Raw genomic sequence first — 21,324 nt, 5'->3', positions numbered from 1 at the left:
CCCACCTCGCTGCGCTCGGTCATCCGCCCTGCACCTCGAGCCGGCGGATCGCGAGCCGCCACACCAGCGCCACCGCCAGGAGCAGGGCGACCGCCCAGCCGAGCTGCACGGCGAGGATGCCGGCCGCCTCGCCGGCGCCGGAGTAGCGGCCGAGCAGCAGCCGCAGCGGGCTGTCGACCATGCCGTGGAACGGCAGCAGCCGGGCCACCGCCGCCATCGGTTCGGGCATCACGGCCAGTGGCACGAGTTGCCCGGCCAGCAGTGCCACCGCGCTGTCCTTGATGGTCCGCAGCCCCCACACGTTGGTGCTGACGAACGCCGCCAGCCCGACCAGCAGGTTCACCGCGTACGCGATCAGCACCGAACCGACCAGGGCCGGGCCGAAGAGGGCCAGCCCGGACCAGGTCGGCGTCGTCATCGGCAGCAGCAGCGCGTAGAGGCCGAGCAGCGGCACGCCGACCACGACGGCGTTGGCGACCGACACCGGCAGGCTGGCGAAGAACCTGGACACCGGATAGCTGACCGGCCGGACCAGCACCGCCGCGATGTCACCCCGGCTGATCTCGGCGGAGACCCCCTCGTCGACCCGGTTGTTCTGGAGCAGGGCGAGCACCTGGGCCAGTACGACGTACGTGGTGATCCCGGCGAGGTCGAAGCCGGCCACCGTGTCGCGGGCGGCGAACACCTCCCGCCACAGGTACGCCAGCAGTCCGGCGGTGACCGCTGCCGTGATGCCGCTGACCAGGAACGTGATCCGGTACTGCAACAGGCCCTGCAGGCCACTGGTGACGTATGGCAGGTAGCGCCGTAGGCCGGCACCGGTCCGCCGGGCCGGAACGGCCGGCGCGGTCACCCGGAGCCGCCGCTGGCGACGGTGGCCCGGGTGGCGTACACCCGGCGCAGCACGGTCTCCAGGTCCGGTTCGGGGGCGAAGCACTCGGTGACGTCGAAGTGTTCGAGCACGAACGCCATCACCTGCCGGGCCGACCAGCGCGGCACCGGGAAGTCGACCCTGATCCGGCCCGGGCCGTCGGGCACCGCACGCACCCCGGGCAGCCCGGTCTCCAGCAGGGCCAGCGCGCCGGCCACCGGCCGGTCCGTCCCGTGGTCGAAGACGACCGTGCGGGTGTCCGCCGTACGCAGCAGGTCGGCCATGCTGCCCTGGTGCACCACGGCGCCCTCGTTGACGACCAGCACCTGGTCGCAGATCGAGCCGATGTCGCCGATGTCGTGACTGGTCAGCATGACCGTCGTACCCAGCTCCGCGTTCACCTGGTTGATCAACGTCCGGACCGCTTCCTTGAGGGTGAGGTCCAGCCCGATGGTCGGCTCGTCGAGGAAGACCACGGCCGGGTCGTGCAGCAGGCTCGCCGCCACCTCGGCCCGCATCCGCTGACCGAGGCTGAGCTGCCGGACCGGGGTCGTACCGAGCGCGTCGAGGTCGAGCAGTTCACGGAACCGGGCCATGTTGCGGCGGTAGACCGGATCCGGGATGTCGTAGATGCGGCGCAGGATCCGGAACGAGTCGCCGACCGGCAGATCCCACCAGAGTTGGCTACGGTGACCGAAGACGGCACCGATCACCGCCGCGGTCGCCCGCCGCTCCCGGTGCGGTTCCCGCCCGTCGACCAGGCACCGGCCGGCGGTCGGGCGCATGATGCCGGTCAGCAGCTTGATGGTGGTGGACTTGCCGGCACCGTTCGCGCCGACGTACGCGACCTTGGTGCCGGCCGGGATCCGGAACGAGACGCCCGCGACCGCCCGCACGATCTGGTGGCGGCGGGTGAACAGGCCGGCCAGGCTGCCGCGCAGGCCCGGTCCGCGCTCGTAGCGGCGGAACTCCTTGACCAGCTCCTCGGCGACGATCACCGCAGCTCACCGACCGCGCCGCCGATCGCCCGGTCGAGCAGGTCCAGTCCGTGCCGCAACTGTCCGTCGTCCAATGTGAACGGTGGGGCGAGCCGGATGACGTGGCCGCCGATGGCGGTGCGCAGCCCGAGGTCGAGCGCCGCCTGATAGACCCGGCGGGCGAGTTCGGGAGCCGGTCGCCGGCTCTGCCGGTCGTGCACGAACTCCAGCCCGTACAGCAGGCCGATGCCGCGTACGTCGCCGAGGTTCGGATACCGCTCGTGCAGTTCCGCCAGCCGGGGCGCCATCAGGTCGCCGAGCACCCGTACCCGGTCGACCAGGGTGTCCCGGCGCAGCACCGACAGGGTCGCTTTCGCGGCGGCGATGCCCAGCGGGTTGCTCGCGTACGTCGACGCGGTCGAGCCGGCCCGGGCGGCGGCCGGCGAACGGAGCACCGCGTCGGTGCCGGCGAGCACCGCGAACGGGAAACCCGACGCCATCCCCTTCGACAGCGCGACCAGGTCGGCCCGTACGCCGAGCGCCTCGCTGGCCAGGAACGACCCGGTACGCCCACCACCGGTCAGCACCTCGTCGGCGACCAGCAGCACCCCGTTGTCGCGGCAGGCGGCCGCGATCTGCTCCCAGTAGCCGGGCGGCGGCACGATCACGCCGGCCGCCCCGAGGACCGGCTCGAAGAACAGCGCGCTCACGTTCGACTTCTCGGCGATGTGCCGGCGGACCAGGCTCGCGCACCGTACGTCGCACGACGGGTAGGTCAGCTCCAGCGGGCAGCGGTAGCAGTACGGCGAGTAGCCGAGCACGCTGTTGCCGGCGAACGACTGGTGGCCGACGTCCCAGTGCACGAGCATCCGCGCGCCCTGCGTCTTGCCGTGGAAGCCGTACCGCAGCGCGCCGACCCGGTTGCGGCCGGGTTCGGCGACCGCCTGGACCGTACGCAGCGCCGCCTCGACCACCTCGGCGCCGGTGGAGAAGAACGCCAGCGTGGTCAGGTGCTCCGGCAGCAGTTCGGCGAGCAGTTCACAGAGCGCCGCCCGGTCGGCGGTGGCGAAGTCGTGCACGTTCCACAGTCGACCCGCCTGCTCGGTCAGGGCTGCCACCACCTCGGGGTGGCAGTGCCCGACCGACTGGGTCAGGGTGCCGGCGGCGAAGTCCAGGTATTCGTTGCCGTCGAGGTCGACCAGCACCGCGCCGCGCCCGGAGACGAAGACCCGGCCGCCGAGGGCGGCCTCCTCGGAGGCGCCGGGCGCCAGGTACGCCGCCTCCCGGGCCAGCAACTCCACCTGGCGGGGACCGGGGCCCGTCACGCCGCGTCCGGTCCGGGTGCGGGCGCGCCCAGCGGCGCGATCTCGAAGACGAGCAGGTGCAGGTCGTCGGCGCCGCTGTTGGCCAGGCCGTGTTCGCCGTACGGCCGGTTGACCACCACGTCGCCGGCCACCACGTCGAACGTGTCGCCGTCCAGCGTCATCCGACCGGCGCCGCGCAGGATCACGTACGTCTCCTGGTCGTCGCCGTGCCGGTGCAGCCCGATCGAGGTGCCCGGCGGCAGCACCACCAGGTCGACGAAGGCGACCCCGGCCGGGGCGTACGCCCGGTCGAAGGCGCGGTGCACCCGGATGGTGCCGGTTCCGCCGTGGTCGCCGGTCACCTCCCGCATCAGGTCGCGGTGCAGGTTCGGCACCCGGGTACGGCGTACCGCCGGGTCGTGCGGCCCGGGTCCGGGCGTGGCGCCGGTCATCAGGCGACCACCAGCCGGCGCGGCCGGCCGGCCCGGGCGGCGGCGGCGAGCGCCACCAGTGCCTCGTCCAGCACCCCGGCCGGCAGGTCGTCGAGGTCGTCGACGAAGGTGGCCGAACCGATCCCGGTGGGTACGACCAGGTGCAGTCGCCGGCCGCGGCGTTCCCAGGCGCCGCGCAGCGCCTGCCACATCAGGTCCCGGGTGCAGGTCGCCGCGTCGTGGACCGGCAGGCCGAGCCGCAGCAGCAGGTCGGTGATCCGGTCGCAGTCCGCCTCGGAGAGCAGGCCGAGCAGTCGGGCGAGCTGGCTGGACAGGGCCATGTCGATGGCCACCGACTCGCCGTGCGCGACGCGGTAGTCGCTGGCGGTCTCGATGACCGGCCCGAAGGTGTGGCCGAAGTCGACCAGCCGGGCCAGGTTCTCCTCGCGCAGGTTGGGACAGAGTTCGTGCAACATCGACTCCATCGCCGCGCGCAGGACGTAGTCCTCCACGCCCTCCGATCCGCCGTCGGGGCCGGACGGCGGCCGGAAGGTGTCCGGATGCGCGACCAGGGTCTCGAAGAGCGCCCGGTCCCTGATCACGGCCATCTTGACGATCTCGCCGAGTCCACAGCGGATCTCCCGGTCCGGCAGGGTGCGCAGGAACGTCGGGTCGTTGATCGAGGCGTACGCCGGGTGGTAGGCGCCCAGCATGTTCTTGCTGCCGAAGGCGTTCACCCCGGTCTTGATCCCGACGCCGACGTCGACCTGCCCGACCAGGGTCGTGTTGACCTTGGCGTAGCGCACCCCGCGGGCGTAGGTGGCGGCGGCGAACCCGACCAGGTCGCACAGGACGCCGCCGCCGACGGCGAGCATCACTCCGTGCCGGTCGAGGCCGTCGGCCTTGGCCAGGGCGCCGATCCGCTCGACCGAGGCGATGGTCTTGAAGTGCTCACCGGTCCGGACCATGTGGACGGTCCAGCTGCCCGGCGGCAGCTGGGCCCGCAGGTAGGTCCGGATCCGCTCGCCGTACAACCGGTTCACGGTCGGGCCGACGAAGGCGACGACCTGTCGCCCGGCCAGGTGGTCGCGCAGCAGCGGATTTCCCGGGGCGAACAGGTCGGTGGTGAGTTCGACCCGGTAGGCGGTGCCGTCCGCGGCATGGAGCGAGAATCCGGTGGCGTCGGCCCGTACGCCGGTCGGGGGCGCGCTGATGGACACGTCCAACTCCTCGTGACGCGAGCCGGCGATGGGACATCGACCGTGAGATACGAGAAGGCGAATCTAGGCTGACGTCCCTCATCGATGCAAGAGTCTTGCGTAATATCTGCAAGCTCTTGCTAGTGTCCTGCGCCAGAAATTCGCCTTATAAGTGGGTGTAAGCTGCGGGGATGCCGAGAACCGGGCGGCCGACCCCGCCGTTGACGCTGACGGACGAAGAGCGCGCGACGTTGACGCGTTGGTCACGGCGGGCGAAGTCGTCGCAGGTGTTGGCGATGCGTTCACGGATCATCCTGGCGTGTGCCGAGGGCGCCTCGAACGTCGACGTCGCAACGGAGTTGGGCGTCCATCTGTCCACTGTGGGTAAGTGGCGGCGGCGGTTCCTGAAGCTGCGGCTGGACGGCCTGATCGACGAGCAGCGGCCGGGCCGCCCGCCCTCGATCGCTCTGGACCGGGTCGAGGACGTCGTGGTGACGACCCTGGAACAGACCCCCCGCAACGCCACACACTGGTCCCGCAAATCGATGGCAGAGCGGTCCGGGCTGTCGAAGTCGACGATCGGGCGGATCTGGCGGGACTTCGGCCTCAAACCCCACCGGGCCGACACGTTCAAGCTGTCCACCGACCCGCAGTTCATCGAGAAGGTCGTCGACGTCGTCGGCCTGTACCACAACCCGCCCGAACGGGCCGTGGTCCTCTGCGTGGACGAGAAATCCCAGATCCAGGCACTGGACCGCTCGCAACCGGTCCTGCCGATGATGCCCGGCATGCCCGAACGCCGCACCCACGACTACCACCGCAACGGCATCACCAGCCTGTTCGCCGCGTTCAACATCGCCGACGGCACCGTGATCGGCCAACTCCACCGCCAGCACCGCGCCACCGAGTTCCGCAAGTTCCTGACCACGATCGACAAGACCGTGCCCACCGACCTCGACATCCACCTGATCTGCGACAACTACGGCACCCACAAGACCCCGGCCATCCGGGCCTGGCTCGCCCGGCACCCCCGCTTCCACATGCACTTCACCCCGACCGGCTCGTCCTGGATCAACCAGGTCGAACGCTGGTTCGGCTACCTCACCGAACAGAAGATCCGCCGCGGCGCCCACAAAAGCGTCCGGTCCCTCGAAGCCGACATCCGAGCGTGGATCACCGACTGGAACAACAACCCACGCCCATTCATCTGGACCAAGACCGCCGAAGAGATCCTCGAATCACTCGCCCGATTTTGTAGGCGAATTTCTGGCGCAGGACACTAGCCGGCCTCCACCTAACGGCCGATCCCCCATGGATCGTCGGCCCCCGCCGGGCTCACCCCCGCGCCACCGCCGGCCCGCCCGACGTCGCCACCGGCGTGCCGGACACCTCCGGGGCACCAGCCTCGCCGGGCCGGTCCGCCGACCGCCCCGGCACCGCGGGCACCGACCGCCCCACCAGCAGCAACACCAGCCCGACCACCACGTAGCCGGCCAGGATCCACATCGGTTGCGCACCGCCCGCACCGTCGAAGAACGCCGCCGAGCGCAGCAGGGTGGCACCGGCCCCCACCGGCAGCCACTGCCCGACCGCGCCCCACGGCTGAGGGAGCAGCTCCGGCGCCGCACCGACCGCCGACAGGGCGTTGCCGAGCAGGAACACGATCAGCGCACCGAGACCGATGCCCGGCAACCCGAGCAGGGAACCGAGCCCGGCGACGGTGGCCGCGACGGCCAGCGCGGTGAGGCCGATGACGGCGGCGTTCAGCGGGTAGCCGCCGGGCAGCACCCCGAGCCAGAACTGGAGTACGGCCGCCCCGACGAGGCCGGCCAGCACTCCGTACGCCAGCAGGCCGGCCAGCCGTACCGGCCGGGACCGGACCGCCAGGGTCAGCGCGGCGGCGGCGATCAGGCTGGTCATCACCAGCGGCAGGAATCCACCGGCGAACCCACCGCCGCGCGGGTCGTCGGGGTCGCCGGGTACGACGTCGACCACCGGCACCGGCCGGCCGTCGCCGAGCTGTCCGGCGGCCTGCGCGAGCAGGGCCGCCACCGTCGGGCTGGCCGCCGACGCGGTGTGCAGGACCGGCCCGTCCGGGCCGACGACCAGGGCGCCGTACGCCTCCCGGTCGCGCAGCGCGCGGTCGGCCGCCGCCGCGTCGGGACGGACGATGATCTCGAACCCGCCGGGCAGGGTCCGCTCCATCCGGGCGGCGATCCCGGCGGTCGCCTCCGGCGGTCCGGCGACGACGATCGGCAGGTCGCGCGGTTCGAGGTTGGCCGCGGGTCCGGCGAACAGCGGTACGAGCAGCGCCTGAAGAGCAACGGCGGCGATCCCGATCAGTACGGCGAGCAGGACCGGCGGCGGTTGGCGGCGGGCCATGACCATCTCCTTAAAACGAACGCTCGTTCTTTTATGGTTCCAGGGTGACCCCGGAGGTGACCCACCGTCAAGAAACGAACCCTCGTTTTACGCTGTGCGTCATGCCACGCGTATCCGAGCAGCACCTGGCCGCCCGTCGGCAGCAGATCCTCGACGCGGCCCGCCGGTGCTTCCTGCGCAACGGCTTCCACCAGACGTCGATGCAGGACGTGATCACCGAGGCGGGGCTGTCGGTCGGCGCGGTCTACCGCTACTTCACCAGCAAGCACGAGATCGTCGCCGCGATCGCCGGACAGACCGTCGACGGCGTCGGCCAGGAATTCAACGCCATCGCCGCGCACGAGCCGCAGTACCCGCTGATCGAGGCGATGGATCGGGTGCTGGCGGTGGTCGACACGCAACTCGGCCCGGACGGCATGTTCCGCCTGGCGGTCCAGGTCTGGTCGGAGGCCATGCGCGACCCGGCCGTGGCAGCCCTGGTCGCCGAACGCTATCCCCGGCTCCGCGACCTGTTCACCGAACTGGCCCGGCAGGCCCGCGACCGGGGCGAACTCGCGGCCGACGCGGACGTGGCGGCGGTCGGCCACGTGCTGTTCGGCATGATCCCCGGCTACGCCCTGCAACGCCTGCTGACCGGTACCCCCGACCACCAGACCTTCCTGGCCGGCGTCCGCGCCCTCCTACCCCACCCCCCGGCCCCGGAGACGCGCGCCCCCAGCCGCGCCGATCTAGGTGATGCATGAGACAAATCAGGACACGATCGTCGTAATAACTCCTTGATCAACGCATCGGTCCGGCGACGGGGCAGCGGCGTACGCGCACCGGGGTTGCAGCTCCAGTGGGGGGAGGTCCGAGCATCGAACACATGAACATCGGCGAGCTGGCCCGGCGCAGCGGACTGTCGGTCAAGACCGTCCGCTACTACTCGGACCTCGGCCTCGTACCGGAGGTGGCCCGCACCCACAGCGGACACCGCCGCTACGACGCGCAGGCCGCGGCGCGCCTGGACCTCGTCCGGACCCTGCGCGAACTCGGCCTCGACCTGGCCACCATCCGGCAGGTCCTCGACCGCCAGGCCGACCTGACCGAGGTCGTCGCCCGGCACGCCGAGGCGGTCGACGCGCAGATCCGGCTGCTGCGGGTCCGGCGGTCCGTACTCCGCGCGCTGGCTCGCCGCCGACCCACCACACAGGAGGTAGACCGGATGAACCAGATCGCCCAGGCGACCGCCGACGACCGGCGACGGATCATCGACGAGTTCCTGGACAGCATCTTCACCGGAATCCCGGTCGATCCGGACTTCGAGGGGATGCTGCGCCGGGTCAGACCCGAACTGCCCGACGACCCGACCGACGCGCAACTCGACGCCTGGCTCGAACTGTCCGAACTGGTCCGCGACCCCGACTTCCGCGACCTGCTCCGCCGGATGAGCGAGAAGTCGTTCGGCGGGGACACCCCGCCGGTCGTCCCGGTCGAGGCCGAACCGGCGCAGGCCGTCGCCGACCTCGTCACCGAACTGGCCGGGCCGGCCGCCACCGACGGCGTCGACCCGGCGTCGGCCGCAGCCGGCCGGATCATCGACCGGATCGTGGCCGCGTACGCCGGATCGGTCGGCCGGGTCGACGATCCCGGATACCGGCGGGAACTGCTCGACGCCTGGAAACTCGGTGCCGACCCCCGCCCGGCGCACTACTGGCAGCTGATGGCGACCGTCAACGGCTGGCCGCCCTACCCGGCGGTGAGCCCGGTCTGGGCCTGGGCCTACCAGGCCCTGGCCGCCCACACCGGCTGACCGGCCGGCGGCCGGCCCGCGCGCCGCCAACACGCGCGGGTCGGCCGTCCGGCCCGGATCAGCCCTTCACGGCACCGGCCGTCAGGCCGGACACGATGTAGCGCTGGAGGAACTGGAAAACCAGGACCGTCGGTACGGCGGTCAGCAACGTACCGGCACAGAAGATGCCGAAGTTGTTGTTCCGCTCCCCGGCGACCAGGCCCCACATGCCGACCGACAGCGTCTTCGACTCCGCACTGGTCAGGAACACGTTGGCGATCAGGAACTCGTTGATCGTGCCGATGAAGGCCAGCAACCCGGTCACCGCGAGGATCGGCGCCACCAGCGGCAGCATGATCCGGAAGAACACCTGGGTGTGCGAGGCGCCGTCCATCGTCGCCGACTCGTCCAACTCCCGGGGCAACGTGTCGTAGAACCCCTTCATCAGCCAGGTGTTCACGCCGAGCGCGCCACCGAGATAGAGCAGCAACAGGCCCCACGGCGTGTTGAAGCCGATCGCCGGCCACAGGTCGGTGACCGTCGTGAAGATCAGGAAGATCGCCACGATCGCCAGGAACTGCGGAAACATCTGGATCAACAGCAGCGAGAGCAGGCCGACCCGCCGCCCCTTGAACCGCATCCGGCTGAACGCGTACGCGGCCAGCGCCGACAGGAACACCGACACGGCCGCCGACACGCTCGCGATCAGCACCGAGTTCAGGAACCACCACTCGAAAGCCGTGTTCCGGAACAGGTTGCCGAAGTTGCTGAACGAGGCACCCGTCGGCAGCAGGTCGGTCGACGACAGCGTGCCCAGCGGGTTGATCGCCGCCGAGACCACGAAGACGATCGGGAACAACGCGAACGCCAACGAGACCAGCAGCACCATGTGCCGCCACCCCACGTCGGCGAACCACCGCCCCGGCGGGTCGGCTTCGTGGCGACAGCGCTCGCGCTCACCGCTGCCCACCTTCGTTCGCGACTGCGGGGCTCACTCGCTGCGCTCGCTCACTCCTCGCGCTCACGCGTACACCTCTTCCTGTTGGCGCGACCGGCGGAAACTGATCGCCGAGATGACCGCGACGAGGGTGAAGATGAAGATCGAGATGGCCGCGGCGAACCCGTACTCGGCACCGGCCGCACCGAACGCCAGCCGGTAGGTGTAGGTAATCAGCAGGTCCGTGGCACCGACGCTCGGGTTGTCGGCCGGGAACGGCCCACCCCCCGTCGTCAGGTGGATCGCGTTGAAGTTGTTGAAGTTGTAGGCGAACGACGAGATGAGCAGCGGGGTCAGCGCGACCAGCAGCAACGGCAGGGTGATCTGCCGGAACGACTGCCACGGACTCGCCCCGTCGACCGAGGTCGCCTCGGTCAGCTCACGCGGGATCGCCTGGAGCGCACCGGTCGCGACCAGGAACATGTACGGATAGCCGAGCCACAACTGCACCAGCACCACCGCGGCCCGCGCCGACCAGGTCTCGCCCATCCAGTCCACGTTGAGTCCGAACAGGTTGTTGACCAGGCCGAAGTCGGTGTTGAACATGTCCCGCCAGACCAGCAGCATCGCGAACGACGGCATCGCGTACGGCAGGATCAGCAGCACCCGGTAGAGGGTCCGGCCGCGTACCCGGGGCGAGTGCAGCGCCAGCGCACACAGCAGGCCGAGCGCGAAGGTGACGAACACCGACCCGATGGCGAAGCCGAAGTTCCAGATCAGCGTCTCCAGGAACGGTCCGGAGATCGACGGCTCGGTCAGCACCCGGGTGAAGTTGCTCAGCCCGACGTTGACCCGCCAGCCCTGGAGCAGCCGCTCACCGTCGGCGGCGACGAAGGCGCCACGTTCGGGGTCGGCGGTCCAGACCTTCCCACTCTCCGCGTCCCGTACGCAGTCGCAACCGGCGTCGTACGCCCGCGTCGCCTTGCCCTCGTACGCCCGCGAAAGCCCGGCCGAGCGGATGGCGCCGCCCTCGGTCGGCACCGCGAACTCGGTGATCTCCTGGCTGCGGGCGCTGGCCTGGCCGGCGTTGAGCACGGTGTAGCCGTCGGCGGCGGTCACCTTGCCGGCACTGTTGACGGTGACGCTGCCCGCGTCCAGTGGTTCCAGCCCGTCGGCGTCGCCCGCCGAGACCGTTCCGGTGGCCGGATCGGTCACCAGGAAGACCAGCGGGCCGGTGGCGGCGTCACCGGTGGTCGCGATCGAGAGGGCGTACTCGATCGATCCCGGGACCTGGACCACCGACGAGGACTGGATGGCGACGATCGCGTCGTCCTTGCTGCCCCGGTGGCCGTCACCGAAGTTGGTGAAGGCGGTGCTGGCCGTGTAGAGGACCGGGAAGACCTGGAACACGATCAGGAACAGCGTGCCGGGCACCAGGTACTTGGCCGGGATGTGCCGCCGGGACAGGTAGAGGTAGAACAGCCCGGCGGTGGTGGCGACAAGGATGCCCAGCCCCAGCCACGCCTCGGCCTCGACGAGCGGAAATGCCGCCCAGAGCGCGATCCCGGCAACGAGGCCGAGAAGCACGACCTTGACGGCGAGCCCGGTGAGCGTGACCGGCCGGTCGTCGCGTACGGTCCGGCGTGCCTTCTCGGGTTCACGCCCTCGGCCCGGGGCCCCGCCCGGACCCCGGTGCGGGGCCTGCGTCGCAAGCCCCGCACCAGTCACGTTCTCGGTCACGGTTTGTCTACTTGATCTGGTCGGAGATCGTCTTGCCGGCGGCGGTGATCGTCTGGGTCACGTCGGCGCCGCCGACGATCGCCGCCTCGGCCTTGCCGAACGGGTCCCAGATGGCGGCCATCTCCGGGATTGCCGGCAGCGGTACGGCGTTGGCACCGGCCTCCAGGAACTTGGCCAGGTCCGGGTCGCTGGACTTGACCTGGTCGAAGGCGGCGGTCAGCGCCGGCGGGCGCGGCTCGGCCTGGTAGAGCGCCACGGCGAGCTCGGGCGTGGTCAGGTAGTTGGTCACGAACTCCTGGGCCAGCGCCTTGTTCTTGCCCTTGGCGGCGACGTAGAACGCCTGGACACCGAGGAACGGCGTCGGCTCCTTGGCGCCGGCGAAGCCGGGGACCGGGCTGATGTCGTACTTGATGTTGGCGGTCTTGGCGTCGGTGATCGCCCACGGTCCGGCGACCAGGAAGGCGCACTTCTTGCCGGTGAAGGTGGCGATCGAGTTCTCCGGGGTGATCGACCGCTTCAGCGCGCCGTCGCCCTTCTCGCCGAGCTTCGCGATCTTCTCGAACGCCGCGATCGACTCGGGCGTGCCGACGCCGAGCTGCTTCGGGTCGTAGTCGCCGGTGGCGTTGGTGCCGAAGAGCGTTCCGCCGGCCGAGGTGTAGAACGGGTAGATGTGGTAGGAGTCGCCGTTCTGGCCGACCTGGAGGCACAGGATCTCGGACGCCTTGTTCTCCGCCTGGAGCCGCTTGCCGGTGGTGACCAGGTCCTCGACGGTCTTCGGGGCCTCGGGCGCCAGTTCGGTGTTGCGGATCAGGGCGAGGTTCTCGGTCGCGTACGGCACGGCGTAGACCTGGCCGTTGAAGGTGACCGCCTTCAGGGCGCCCTGGTTGAAGCCGGCCTTCTGCGCCTCGGTGAGCTGCACCGGGTCGATGGCGCCGTTCTGGACGAGGTTGCCGATCCAGTCGTGTGCGCCGACCATCACGTCCGGGCCGCTGCCCTGCTGCGACGCGGTGACGAAGGTGGTCTGCTGGTCCTTGGAGATCGCCTGCACCTCGACGGTGACACCGTTCTCCTGACCGAACTTGTCGGCGAAGGGCTTGAGCGCGGCCGAGCGCTTGTCGTCGGCCCAGATCACCAGCTTGCCGCCGTCGGCGTTGGGGGGCGTGGAGCCGGAAGCGTCCGGCTCGTCTCCGCCGCTACCACAACCGGCGGCCGCGATCGCGAGAGCGACGGTGGCGACCACACCCGCGGTACGGATGCGCATCGGAACTCCTGTCGATCATGGGCGGACCGGCCCGCTCGCCGTGTGGTCAGCCCGAATTCTGTGTAAGGTCTTCCAACCGGCGCCAAGATCGAACGCCGCATCAGTCATGTGTTGCGGGGACGTTAGCAAGACGTTGCAGACAATGGAAGAGCTTGCAGGGCTGTACGCAAGATCTTGCCGCTTGGGCTACAGTGCCGCCATGCGCGCACGACTAGCGGACATCGCACAGCAGGCCGAGGTCAGCGAGGCCACCGTGTCGCGCGTCCTCAACGGACGGCCCGGCGTCTCCGCCGAAACCCGCCAGGCGGTCCTGACCGCACTCGACGTCCTCGGCTACGAGCGCCCCGCCCGACTGCGCAAGCGCAGCGCCGGCCTGGTCGGCCTGGTGGTGCCCGAGTTGGAGAACCCGATCTTCCCGGCCTTCGCGCAGACGATCGAGTCGGCGCTCGCCCAGTCCGGCTACACCCCCGTGCTGTGCACCCAGACTCCCGGCGGGGTCACCGAGGACGAATACGTGGAGATGCTGCTCGACCGCCAGGTCTCCGGCATCGTCTTCGTCTCCGGACTGCACGCCGACACCGCCGCCGACCACGACCGTTACCGCAAGCTGATCGCCCGCCCGCTGCCGATCGTGCTGGTCAACGGCTACGTGCAGGGCATCGAGGCGCCGTTCGTCTCCTGTGACGACCGGATGGCCGGCGAGTTGGCCGTGGCCCACCTGGTCGCCCTCGGCCACCGGCGGATCGGGCTGATCACCGGGCCGGACCGCTTCTCCCCGGTGCAGCGCAAGGTCGGCGGCTACCGCTCGGCGATGCGCCGGCTCGTCGGTCTCACCGACAGCGAACTCGACGAACTGACCGCGCTGACCCTCTTCGGCGTCGAGGGCGGCGAGGCCGCGGCGGCGCGACTGCTCGACCGTGGCGCCACCGGTCTGGTGTGCGGCTCGGACCTGATGGCCCTGGGCGCCATCCGGGCGGCCCGGCAGCGCGGCCGGTCCGTGCCCGGCGAGGTGTCGGTCGTCGGCTACGACGACTCGCCCCTGATCGCGTTCACCGACCCGCCGCTGACCACCCTGCGGCAGCCGGTGGCGTCGATGGCGGTGGCGGCCGTACGGGCCCTGGTCGACGAGATCAACGGACACGCCGCGCCGCATTCGGAGTACGTCTTCCGGCCGGAGCTGGTCGTCCGCGGCTCGACGGCCATCGCGCCGGGGCCGGCCGCGCCGCCGCTGGCCACCAACCCGCCGTCGGCCGTACCGGCCTGACCGGTACCGCGCCCGGGGCCGGGCGTCGCCGGGCGCCGTCCGACCTGGCCGGTTGCCTGTCGGCCCCCTGAATCGGCGCCCCGCCGACGAGACCCGTGTCACACCACCGTGGATGCCGCGCGACCCCAGCGCCCGCAAGATCCAGCACAGCTTGCGCAAGAAATGCTTGACTCTTTCAGTCACAGCCCGGCATTCTGGGCGCACTCATCGACAATCGGGGTCCGTACGGCCGCCCCGGCCATACGGGCGTACCACGATCCACAGAAGCAGGGAGCCATGACGTCCACCACCGGCGTGCCGTCCGACGCCACCGACGACTGGTGGCGGTCCGCCGTCGTCTACCAGGTCTACGTCCGCAGCTTCGCGGACGCGGACGGCGACGGGACCGGCGACCTCCAGGGCATCCGCAGCCGACTGCCCTACCTGCGCGACCTCGGCGTCGACGCGCTGTGGCTCACGCCGTTCTACCGCTCCCCCATGATCGACGGCGGGTACGACGTGGCCGACTACCGCGACGTCGACCCGATGTTCGGCACCCTCGCCGACTTCGACGCCATGATCGCCGACGCGCACGCCCTCGGCGTACGGATCATCGTCGACATCGTGCCCAACCACACCTCCAGCGCCCACCCGTGGTTCGAGGCCGCTCTCGCCGCCGCACCCGGATCACCGGAGCGGGGCCGCTACCTGTTCCGGGACGGACGCGGGCCGGACGGCACCGAGCCGCCCAACGACTGGGAGTCGATCTTCGGCGGACCGGCCTGGACCCGCGTGGCGGACGGCCAGTGGTACCTGCACCTCTTCGACCCGGCCCAGCCCGACCTGGACTGGCGCAACCCGGAGGTTCGCGCCGAGTTCGAGGGCGTGCTGCGGTTCTGGCTCGACCGGGGCGTCGACGGGTTCCGCATCGACGTCGCCCACGGAATGATCAAGGAGGAGGGGCTGCCGGACGTCGGGCACAGCTCCGCCACCGGACAGCGCCAGGTCGAGCTGCTCGGCCGGGGCCGGTTGCCTTATTTCGACCAGGACGAGGTGCACGACATCTACCGGGCCTGGCGACCGATCCTCGACAGCTATCCCGGTGGTCGGATGGCGGTCGCCGAGGCGTGGGCGGAGAGCCCGCAGCGGCTGGCCCGCTACATCGGACCCGACGAACTGCACCAGGCGTTCAACTTCGACTTCCTGGAAGCGACCTGGTCCGCCGACTCGTTCCGCAAGGTGATCGACACCGCCTTGGCCGAGTCGACCATCGTCGGCGCCCCGACCACCTGGGTGCTGTCCAACCACGACAAGAAGCGGCACGTCACCCGCTACGGCGACGGCGCGGTCGGCCTGCGCCGGGCCCGCGCGGCGGCGCTGCTGATGCTGGCCCTGCCCGGCTCCACCTACCTCTATCAGGGTGAGGAACTGGGGCTGCCCGAGTTCCTCGACCTGCCCGACGAGTTGCGGCAGGATCCGTCGTTCCTGCGCACCGGGGAGAGCCGCGACGGCTGCCGGATCCCGCTGCCGTGGAGCGGCACGGTGCCGCCGTACGGGTTCGGGCCCGAGGGCGGTGCCGACGGCTGGCTCCCGTCGCCGGCCGACTGGGCCGGGCGCACCGTCGCCGCGCAGACCGGCGATCCCGCCTCCACGCTGGAGCTGTACCGCACCGGGCTCGGAATCCGGCGGGCCCACCCCGCTCTCGGGGGTGGCGAACTGACCTGGCTGGACACCGAACCGGGCGTACTCGCCTTCGCCCGCGCGGGGGCCGACCCGACGGGTCTGGTCTGCGTGATCAACTTCAGCGGCACCCCGGTGAAGATCACCGGGTACGGCACGCCGGTCGTCTCCAGCGAGCCGCTGACCGACGCCGATGGCGTCTTCGAGCTGCCGGTCGACGCGGCGGCATGGTTCCAACCGGCGGCGGCTGGGTAAAGACCGGTCCGGACCCCTTGTGGTGGGGGGTGATGGTGGCGGCGGTGCCCCGGGAGTCAGGCTCCCCGGGGGCACCGCCGTCCGTCGTACGGGGTCAGGGTGCCCGGCTGATGAGCTGCTCGGCGATCCGGACGAATCCGGCGCGCACCTCGGCCGCGGTCGGTGGTTCCGCCGGTTCGATCCGCCGTTCCTCGATCTCCTCCTGGTTGAGCCCGACGTCGACGAGTTCGTCGTAGTCGCCGTAGACCTCGGCGTCCTCGGCCTCGGCCGCCTCGTCCTCCGCCGCCGCCCGCGCCGCGCCGATCTCCCCCGGATCTCGTCGGCGGAAGCCAACGACAGCAGCGGCTCGACCACCGCCATCAGTTCCTCGTCGGCGACCACCGCCTCAGCCAGGGCGATCGCGTGCGGCCGCTCGTACGGCCCGCAGACCACCGGCTCCCACTCGTCCTCGTCGCTGAGCGGCCCGATGGTGATGATCCACGGCAGGTCGAGCACCGGCGAGTCGTCCGGCAGCTCCAAAGTCACTAGTGCCCCCACCCGAGTCATCATGGCCGTTCCGGCCCGTCCGCGTCGGGGTTCGCCACAATCTCACGCTATCCACAGGGCCGGCCGGGCCACCTCCGGCACTGTGGACAACCTCGTCGGACTGTCGGCGGCCTCCCACAGAGTCTTCCCATGACCTCGACGACCGCGCCCGCCCGCCTCGCCGGTGTGGCCGCCACCCAGCACGGGCTGTTCACCTGCGACCAGGCGCACCGGGCCGGGTTCTCCCCGTTCCAGGTCCGCCACCGGCTACGGACCGGCCAGTGGCGCCGGGTGCTCGGCCCGGTGCTCGCGCCCGCCGGCCTGCGGACCGGTCCGGCGCTGCGCGACGCCGCCGGTCTGCTGGCCCTCGACGGCGCGGTGCTCGCCGGGCCGTCCGCCGCCCGCCGGCACGGGATCACCGTGCCCGACCGGTCCACCTGCCTGCTCGTGCGCCGCACCGACCGGCGCGCCCTGCGCGGTGCCCGGTTGCTGCGTGAGGACCTGCCGCCGGCCGAGGTCACCCGGATCGGCGGCGTGGCGCTGACCGGCCGGGCCCGCACCGTCTTCGACTGCCTGCGGTTGCTGCCGGACGGTGCGGCCCGCGCCCTGCTCGACGAGGCGCTGGGGGCCGGCTGGCTCACCCCGGACCGGCTGGCCGGCTATCTGCACCGGTTCTCCGGCCGGCACGGCGCCGCCCGGCTGGCCCGCCTCGTCCGATCCACCGGGCCCGGCGGGCACCCACCAGACGGTTGGCGGCCGGGCCGGCGACGGCCACCTGGAGTACCGGCCGGATCAGAAGAGCGGGAGTTGTTCGTCGGCCGTCGGGGAGCGGCGGCGCGGTCGCTCGGTCAGGTCGATCACCCGGCCGTGGTGGCTGGTCGCCGCGAGCGAGGCGCCGAAGAGCAGCAGTTGGTTGAGCAGATACAGGTAGACCAGCAGCCCGACCGCACCGGCGACGACCGTGTACGCGGGATTGCGTTCGGTGCGGACGACCCAGGCGTTGCCGGCGGTGTTGAGCAGGGTGATGCCGACCGCGACGACGAGCACCGGGGCGGCGAGCCGGCGAAGCGACATCCGTAGTCGGGGCACCGCCACCAGCAGCGCGGTCGCCAGCACCATGTTGACCACGACGGTCAGCAGCACGCTCGACACGGCGAGGGCCGGTGGCACCGAGCGGCCCACGAGCCAGCGCAGCAGCGCCTCCACCGCGCCGACCGCCGCCACCGACAGGCCGAGCAGCAGAAACACCCCGACCAGCACGGCCAGGTCGACGAGCTGCCGCAGGCCGATGTAGCCGGGCTGCTGGTTCAGGCCGTAGAGCAGCCGCTGGGAGGAGCGGATCGCCTCGACCCAGCCGATCCCGGTGATGATCAGAACCGTGATGCCGACGACGCCGACCGTGCCGCTGCTCTGGTCGATCTGGTCGAGTTCGAGGAACGGCAGGTTCTGCCGGAGGAAGTCGTTGACCACGACCCGTACGTCGACGCTGCGCTGGAGGATGAATCCGAAGACCGAGTAGCCGACGAGGCCGAGGGCGAAGACGGCGAAGAACCCGTAATAGGCGATCGCCGCCGCGAGCCGGCCAGCGAGCATGTTGATGTACAACTCGATCGCGCGGCAGAGATGGTCGAAGCCCGCCGAGCGGTTGCGGCCGGCGACGAGCAGCCGGTTCGCACCTTTCCAGGCTCCGCTTACGGCTTTCACGCCGTCATCCTTGCCCATCCCGGCCGCAGGCGCCGGCAGCGGGTCCGAAACGCTGGCCAGCGGGTCTCGAACCGTACCGGGGGCTGCCCGGCGCCAGGCCCGACCGCCGGGGGCCGGCGGTCGCCCGAGGTGTCGGTGGGCGGATCTCCGGAGCTGCTCCGCGCGGGTCAGGCGCCCAGCCGGAAGTCACGGCGCGGCTTCCAGCGGGCCTCGCCGCAGTGCGAGAACAGGGTGAAGTGCGCCACCTCGAAAAGCGCCGAAAACGAGGCCAGGTCTTCGAAGACCTCGTCGAGTGCCTGCGGTGCCACGTCCTGCGCGACGGTCACGTGCGGGTGGTAGGGAAACCGGGTCTCCCGGCGTAGTTCCTCGGCGGAGTTGATGGCCTCCGCGATCAGCTCACACTCGCTGATCCCTGCCGCGACGGCCACGAAGACCACCTCGGTGATCGGCCGGAAGGTGCCCGTGCCGCGCAGGTGCAGGCTGAACGGCGGATGGGTGGCCGCGACCGCGGCGAGATGCTCCTCGACGGCCGGCAGGCTGGACCGGGCGATCTCGGTGGGCCCGAGCAGTGTCACGTGCGCCGGCACGTATTCCGCCCGCGGGTCGCCGGCCTCGGCCCGCCGCGCGGTGAGCGTGCTCCCCCACGGCTCCGGGATGTCGATGGCGACCCCGATCTGGGTCGACTCGACCAGGTTGGCCGTCACTCCGAGCGGGCCGGGGCGAGGAATCCCACCCGTTCGTAGGTGGTACGCAACGTCGCCGAGGCGACCGCCCCGGCCTTGTCCGCCCCGATGGCAAGCATCTTGTCGAGTTGGGCCGGGTCGTCGAGATAGGCCCGGGTGCGCTCCTGGATGGGCCGGACGAACTCCACGACGACCTCGGCAAGGTCCTTCTTCAGATCGCCGTAGCCCCTGCCGTCGTAGGCGGCGACCAGGTCGTCGATGGTGCGACCGCTGAGCGCGGCGTAGATGGTGAGCAGGTTGGCGATGCCCGGCTTGTGCTCGGCGTCGAAGACGATCTCACGCCCGGTGTCGGTGACCGCCGACCTGATCTTCTTTGCCGACCGGGCGGGATCGTCGAGCAGCTCGATGATGCCGGACGGCGACGACGCCGACTTCGACATCTTCGCCGTCGGGTCCTGCAGATCGGTGATCTTCGCGGTTTCCTTCACGATGTACGGCGCCGGCACGGTGAACGCCTTGCCGAACCGGGTGTTGAACCGCTGGGCAAGGTCACGGGTCAGCTCCAGGTGCTGGCGCTGGTCCTCGCCGACCGGCACCGCGTCGGCCTGGTAGAGCAGGATGTCGGCCGCCTGGAGGATCGGGTAGGTGAACAGGCCGACGCTGGAGCGGTCGGCGCCCTGCTTGGCCGACTTGTCCTTGAACTGCGTCATCCGGCTTGCCTCACCGAAGCCGGTGATGCAGCTCAGCACCCAGGCGAGCTGCGAGTGCTCGGGAACCTGCGACTGGACGAACAGCGTGCACCGGTCCGGGTCGAGGCCGGCGGCGAGCAGTTGCGCGGCGGAGACCCGGGTGCGCTGGCGAAGCACCTCCGGGTCGTGGCCGGCCGTGATCGCGTGCAGGTCGACCACGCAGTAGAAGGTGTCGTGGGTTTCCTGCATGGCCACCCAGTTGCGGACCGCCCCCAGATAGTTCCCGAGATGGAAGGAGTCGGCGGTCGGCTGGATCCCGGACAGAACCCGGGGCCGGGCGGCAGCGTCGGACATGGCGTCGATTCTGTCAGCCGTACCCGGTGGGTGTGGTGACGCCCCCGCCGATCACGGAACAGACGCCGCGCCGGGCCGTTCCGCGGGGCCGGGACCGCGGCCGACCTCGCCGGTCATGCCTTGGACACCGACCGCTCGGCCCCTGGCACCGCGCGGCTGGCCGGTACGACGGCCGTGGCCGTGACGCCGACCGGGCCCCCGTCCGGTCCCACCGCGGGGACGGGCGGCACGGCCGAGATCCCGACCCGGGCCACCCGGCGGCCGTCGAGTTCGAGTACGCGCAACCGCCACCCCAGGTCACCCTCCGGCGCATGCGGGCCGATGGGTACGGTCACCTCGTCGCCGGTGACCGGCAGCCGGCCCAGCGACGCCATCAGATAGCCGCCGACCGTCTCGTACGGCCCGGCCGGCAGGGCGAACCCGGTGCGCTCGGCGAAGTCGGCGAGGTTGAGCCGCCCGTCGACGGCGGGCGGCACCCCCACCACCACCGGCTCGGGCGCGCTGTCGTACTCGTCGTGGATCTCGCCGACCAGTTCCTCGATCAGGTCTTCCAGGGTGACGATGCCGGCGGTGCCGCCGTACTCGTCGATGACGACCGCGAGGTGGTGCCGTTCCCGACGCATCTCGGTCAGCGCGGCGAGGACCCGCTTGCTGCCGGGCAGCCGCTTGACCTCGCGGGTCAGCTCGCCGATGGTGGCGCACGGGTCACCCTCGGGCCGGATCAGGACGTCCCGCAGGTGCACGAAGCCGACCACGTCGTCGGGGGTGCCGTCGACGACCGGATAGCGGGTGTGGGTCTCGGCGCGCACCAGCCGGGCGGCCACGGCGAGGGGGAGCCCGGCGTCGAGGAAGACCACCTCGGTGCGGGGCATCATCACCTCGCGGACCAGGCTGGCGCCGGCGACCAGCACCTCGTCGATGATGCGCCGTTCGACCGGGTCGAGAACGGTGTTGGCGGCGACCAGGTCGCGCAGCTCGGCCTCGCTGATCCGTTCCCGGCCGGCGGCCGGGCCGGTGCCGAGCAGCACGGTCACCAGACGGGTGGCCGCGTCCGCGGCACGTACGACGACCCGGGCGACGCCGCGGGCCATCGGTCCGGGTTCTCGTGGAGGGCGCCCCGTCGGTTTCGACCGCCGGGGCCCAATACTGGCGGATTCCCGCATGCCGCACATGGTAGACAGCCTGGCCGGCGGTGGGGTGGACTCTTTGGCCGATGTTCGAATATGTTGACTATTGGGAGACAATGGTGGACAGTTGGCCGGCCGGGTGAAGGGCGGCGCCGGCACCGCCCGCCGCGTAACCTGACCGGGTCCGCGCC

General features: G+C 71.1%; 19 protein-coding genes and 1 pseudogene. 5 read left to right on the top strand and 15 right to left on the bottom strand.

The features are described from left to right. Nucleotides 1–19 precede the first annotated feature (19 nt). Genes Prubr_RS16285 through Prubr_RS16265 form a run of 5 tightly spaced genes read right to left on the bottom strand, consistent with a single transcriptional unit; the run spans nucleotide 20 to nucleotide 4,803 of the window. The gene (locus tag Prubr_RS16285; protein ID WP_212826332.1) at nucleotides 20–853 is read right to left on the bottom strand and encodes an ABC transporter permease; all 834 of its coding nucleotides are present in this window, start codon (nucleotides 851–853) and stop codon (nucleotides 20–22) included. Then, nucleotides 850–1,869 carry an ABC transporter ATP-binding protein gene (locus tag Prubr_RS16280; protein WP_212826330.1) on the bottom strand — a complete coding sequence of 340 codons (1,020 nt, stop codon included), beginning with the start codon at nucleotides 1,867–1,869 and terminating at the stop codon, nucleotides 850–852. Before Prubr_RS16280 ends, Prubr_RS16285 begins: the two co-directional genes overlap by 4 nt. Further along, the gene (locus Prubr_RS16275; protein WP_212826328.1) at nucleotides 1,866–3,173 is read right to left on the bottom strand and encodes an aspartate aminotransferase family protein; all 1,308 of its coding nucleotides are present in this window, start codon (nucleotides 3,171–3,173) and stop codon (nucleotides 1,866–1,868) included. Before Prubr_RS16275 ends, Prubr_RS16280 begins: the two co-directional genes overlap by 4 nt. Further along, the gene (locus Prubr_RS16270) at nucleotides 3,170–3,604 is read right to left on the bottom strand and encodes a cupin domain-containing protein (protein WP_212826326.1); all 435 of its coding nucleotides are present in this window, start codon (nucleotides 3,602–3,604) and stop codon (nucleotides 3,170–3,172) included. The genes Prubr_RS16275 and Prubr_RS16270 overlap by 4 nt, the downstream gene beginning before the upstream one ends. Further along, entirely contained in the window at nucleotides 3,604–4,803 is a 1,200-nt protein-coding gene (locus Prubr_RS16265) for a sedoheptulose 7-phosphate cyclase (protein WP_212826324.1), read from the bottom strand. Before Prubr_RS16265 ends, Prubr_RS16270 begins: the two co-directional genes overlap by 1 nt. A gap of 170 nt (nucleotides 4,804–4,973) precedes the next feature. On the opposite strand from Prubr_RS16265, the gene Prubr_RS16260 reads away from it, so the two are divergent. After that, nucleotides 4,974–6,065, top strand: coding sequence for an IS630 family transposase (locus Prubr_RS16260; RefSeq protein ID WP_212823794.1), 1,092 nt, complete (start codon nucleotides 4,974–4,976; stop codon nucleotides 6,063–6,065). 52 nt (nucleotides 6,066–6,117) lie between these two features. Here the strand turns inward: Prubr_RS16260 and Prubr_RS16255 are convergent, their stop codons facing one another. Further along, a complete protein-coding gene (locus tag Prubr_RS16255; RefSeq protein ID WP_212826322.1) occupies nucleotides 6,118–7,164 on the bottom strand; it encodes a hypothetical protein in 1,047 nt (348 codons plus the stop codon). Nucleotides 7,165–7,265: 101 nt separating this feature from the next. Between Prubr_RS16255 and Prubr_RS16250 the strand changes: the two genes are divergently transcribed. Then, on the top strand, nucleotides 7,266–7,907 hold the full coding sequence (locus Prubr_RS16250; protein ID WP_212826320.1) for a TetR/AcrR family transcriptional regulator: 642 nt from the start codon (nucleotides 7,266–7,268) through the stop codon (nucleotides 7,905–7,907). A gap of 122 nt (nucleotides 7,908–8,029) precedes the next feature. Then, the gene (locus tag Prubr_RS16245) at nucleotides 8,030–8,956 is read left to right on the top strand and encodes a MerR family transcriptional regulator (RefSeq protein WP_212826318.1); all 927 of its coding nucleotides are present in this window, start codon (nucleotides 8,030–8,032) and stop codon (nucleotides 8,954–8,956) included. Between the two features lie 58 nt (nucleotides 8,957–9,014). Here the strand turns inward: Prubr_RS16245 and Prubr_RS16240 are convergent, their stop codons facing one another. From Prubr_RS16240 to Prubr_RS16230, 3 genes are all read right to left on the bottom strand, one after another. Continuing rightward, nucleotides 9,015–9,824, bottom strand: coding sequence for a sugar ABC transporter permease (locus Prubr_RS16240; protein WP_212826316.1), 810 nt, complete (start codon nucleotides 9,822–9,824; stop codon nucleotides 9,015–9,017). 132 nt (nucleotides 9,825–9,956) lie between these two features. Beyond that, entirely contained in the window at nucleotides 9,957–11,612 is a 1,656-nt protein-coding gene (locus tag Prubr_RS16235; protein WP_212826314.1) for an ABC transporter permease subunit, read from the bottom strand. A 7-nt stretch (nucleotides 11,613–11,619) separates the two neighbouring features. Then, nucleotides 11,620–12,873 carry a sugar ABC transporter substrate-binding protein gene (locus tag Prubr_RS16230; protein WP_212826312.1) on the bottom strand — a complete coding sequence of 418 codons (1,254 nt, stop codon included), beginning with the start codon at nucleotides 12,871–12,873 and terminating at the stop codon, nucleotides 11,620–11,622. A gap of 199 nt (nucleotides 12,874–13,072) precedes the next feature. Between Prubr_RS16230 and Prubr_RS16225 the strand changes: the two genes are divergently transcribed. Together Prubr_RS16225 and Prubr_RS16220 are read left to right on the top strand one after the other, a co-directional pair. Beyond that, the gene (locus Prubr_RS16225; RefSeq protein WP_281425923.1) at nucleotides 13,073–14,137 is read left to right on the top strand and encodes a LacI family DNA-binding transcriptional regulator; all 1,065 of its coding nucleotides are present in this window, start codon (nucleotides 13,073–13,075) and stop codon (nucleotides 14,135–14,137) included. A 276-nt stretch (nucleotides 14,138–14,413) separates the two neighbouring features. Beyond that, the gene (locus Prubr_RS16220; RefSeq protein ID WP_212826308.1) at nucleotides 14,414–16,051 is read left to right on the top strand and encodes a glycoside hydrolase family 13 protein; all 1,638 of its coding nucleotides are present in this window, start codon (nucleotides 14,414–14,416) and stop codon (nucleotides 16,049–16,051) included. A 94-nt stretch (nucleotides 16,052–16,145) separates the two neighbouring features. On the opposite strand, the pseudogene Prubr_RS36890 reads toward Prubr_RS16220, so the two are convergent. From Prubr_RS36890 to Prubr_RS16195, 6 genes and pseudogenes are all read right to left on the bottom strand, one after another. Next, nucleotides 16,146–16,588: pseudogene (locus Prubr_RS36890) on the bottom strand (hypothetical protein). A gap of 255 nt (nucleotides 16,589–16,843) precedes the next feature. Then, nucleotides 16,844–17,314 (bottom strand): hypothetical protein, encoded by a 471-nt coding sequence (locus tag Prubr_RS16215; RefSeq protein ID WP_212826306.1) that lies wholly within the window; start codon nucleotides 17,312–17,314, stop codon nucleotides 16,844–16,846. Nucleotides 17,315–17,368: 54 nt separating this feature from the next. Continuing rightward, nucleotides 17,369–18,280 carry a YhjD/YihY/BrkB family envelope integrity protein gene (locus tag Prubr_RS16210; RefSeq protein ID WP_246568740.1) on the bottom strand — a complete coding sequence of 304 codons (912 nt, stop codon included), beginning with the start codon at nucleotides 18,278–18,280 and terminating at the stop codon, nucleotides 17,369–17,371. 167 nt (nucleotides 18,281–18,447) lie between these two features. Next, nucleotides 18,448–18,984, bottom strand: a complete 537-nt coding sequence (locus Prubr_RS16205) for a 2'-5' RNA ligase family protein (RefSeq protein ID WP_246568738.1) — start codon at nucleotides 18,982–18,984, stop codon at nucleotides 18,448–18,450. Continuing rightward, nucleotides 18,981–20,006, bottom strand: a complete 1,026-nt coding sequence (gene trpS, locus Prubr_RS16200) for a tryptophan--tRNA ligase (RefSeq protein ID WP_212826302.1) — start codon at nucleotides 20,004–20,006, stop codon at nucleotides 18,981–18,983. Before trpS ends, Prubr_RS16205 begins: the two co-directional genes overlap by 4 nt. A 113-nt stretch (nucleotides 20,007–20,119) precedes the next feature. Continuing rightward, nucleotides 20,120–21,097, bottom strand: a complete 978-nt coding sequence (locus Prubr_RS16195) for a hemolysin family protein (protein WP_343221660.1) — start codon at nucleotides 21,095–21,097, stop codon at nucleotides 20,120–20,122. Nucleotides 21,098–21,324: the final 227 nt, after the last annotated feature.

Origin of the sequence: Polymorphospora rubra (assembly GCF_018324255.1) — a bacterium.
Lineage (GTDB): Bacteria > Actinomycetota > Actinomycetes > Mycobacteriales > Micromonosporaceae > Polymorphospora > Polymorphospora rubra.
The sequence above is the reverse complement of the archived record's forward strand: the minus strand, read 5'-3'. Positions and strand labels throughout refer to the sequence as shown.

Coding starts and splice junctions, on each gene's coding strand:
- Prubr_RS16245 (WP_212826318.1), top strand. CDS start 8,030: ATGAACATCGGCGAGCTGGCCCGGCGCAGCGGACTGTCGGTCAAGACC.
- Prubr_RS16230 (WP_212826312.1), bottom strand. CDS start 12,873: ATGCGCATCCGTACCGCGGGTGTGGTCGCCACCGTCGCTCTCGCGATC.
- Prubr_RS16250 (WP_212826320.1), top strand. CDS start 7,266: ATGCCACGCGTATCCGAGCAGCACCTGGCCGCCCGTCGGCAGCAGATC.
- Prubr_RS16195 (WP_343221660.1), bottom strand. CDS start 21,097: ATGGCCCGCGGCGTCGCCCGGGTCGTCGTACGTGCCGCGGACGCGGCC.
- Prubr_RS16220 (WP_212826308.1), top strand. CDS start 14,414: ATGACGTCCACCACCGGCGTGCCGTCCGACGCCACCGACGACTGGTGG.
- Prubr_RS16260 (WP_212823794.1), top strand. CDS start 4,974: ATGCCGAGAACCGGGCGGCCGACCCCGCCGTTGACGCTGACGGACGAA.
- Prubr_RS16255 (WP_212826322.1), bottom strand. CDS start 7,164: ATGGCCCGCCGCCAACCGCCGCCGGTCCTGCTCGCCGTACTGATCGGG.
- Prubr_RS16270 (WP_212826326.1), bottom strand. CDS start 3,604: ATGACCGGCGCCACGCCCGGACCCGGGCCGCACGACCCGGCGGTACGC.
- Prubr_RS16225 (WP_281425923.1), top strand. CDS start 13,073: ATGCGCGCACGACTAGCGGACATCGCACAGCAGGCCGAGGTCAGCGAG.
- Prubr_RS16240 (WP_212826316.1), bottom strand. CDS start 9,824: ATGGTGCTGCTGGTCTCGTTGGCGTTCGCGTTGTTCCCGATCGTCTTC.
- trpS (WP_212826302.1), bottom strand. CDS start 20,006: ATGTCCGACGCTGCCGCCCGGCCCCGGGTTCTGTCCGGGATCCAGCCG.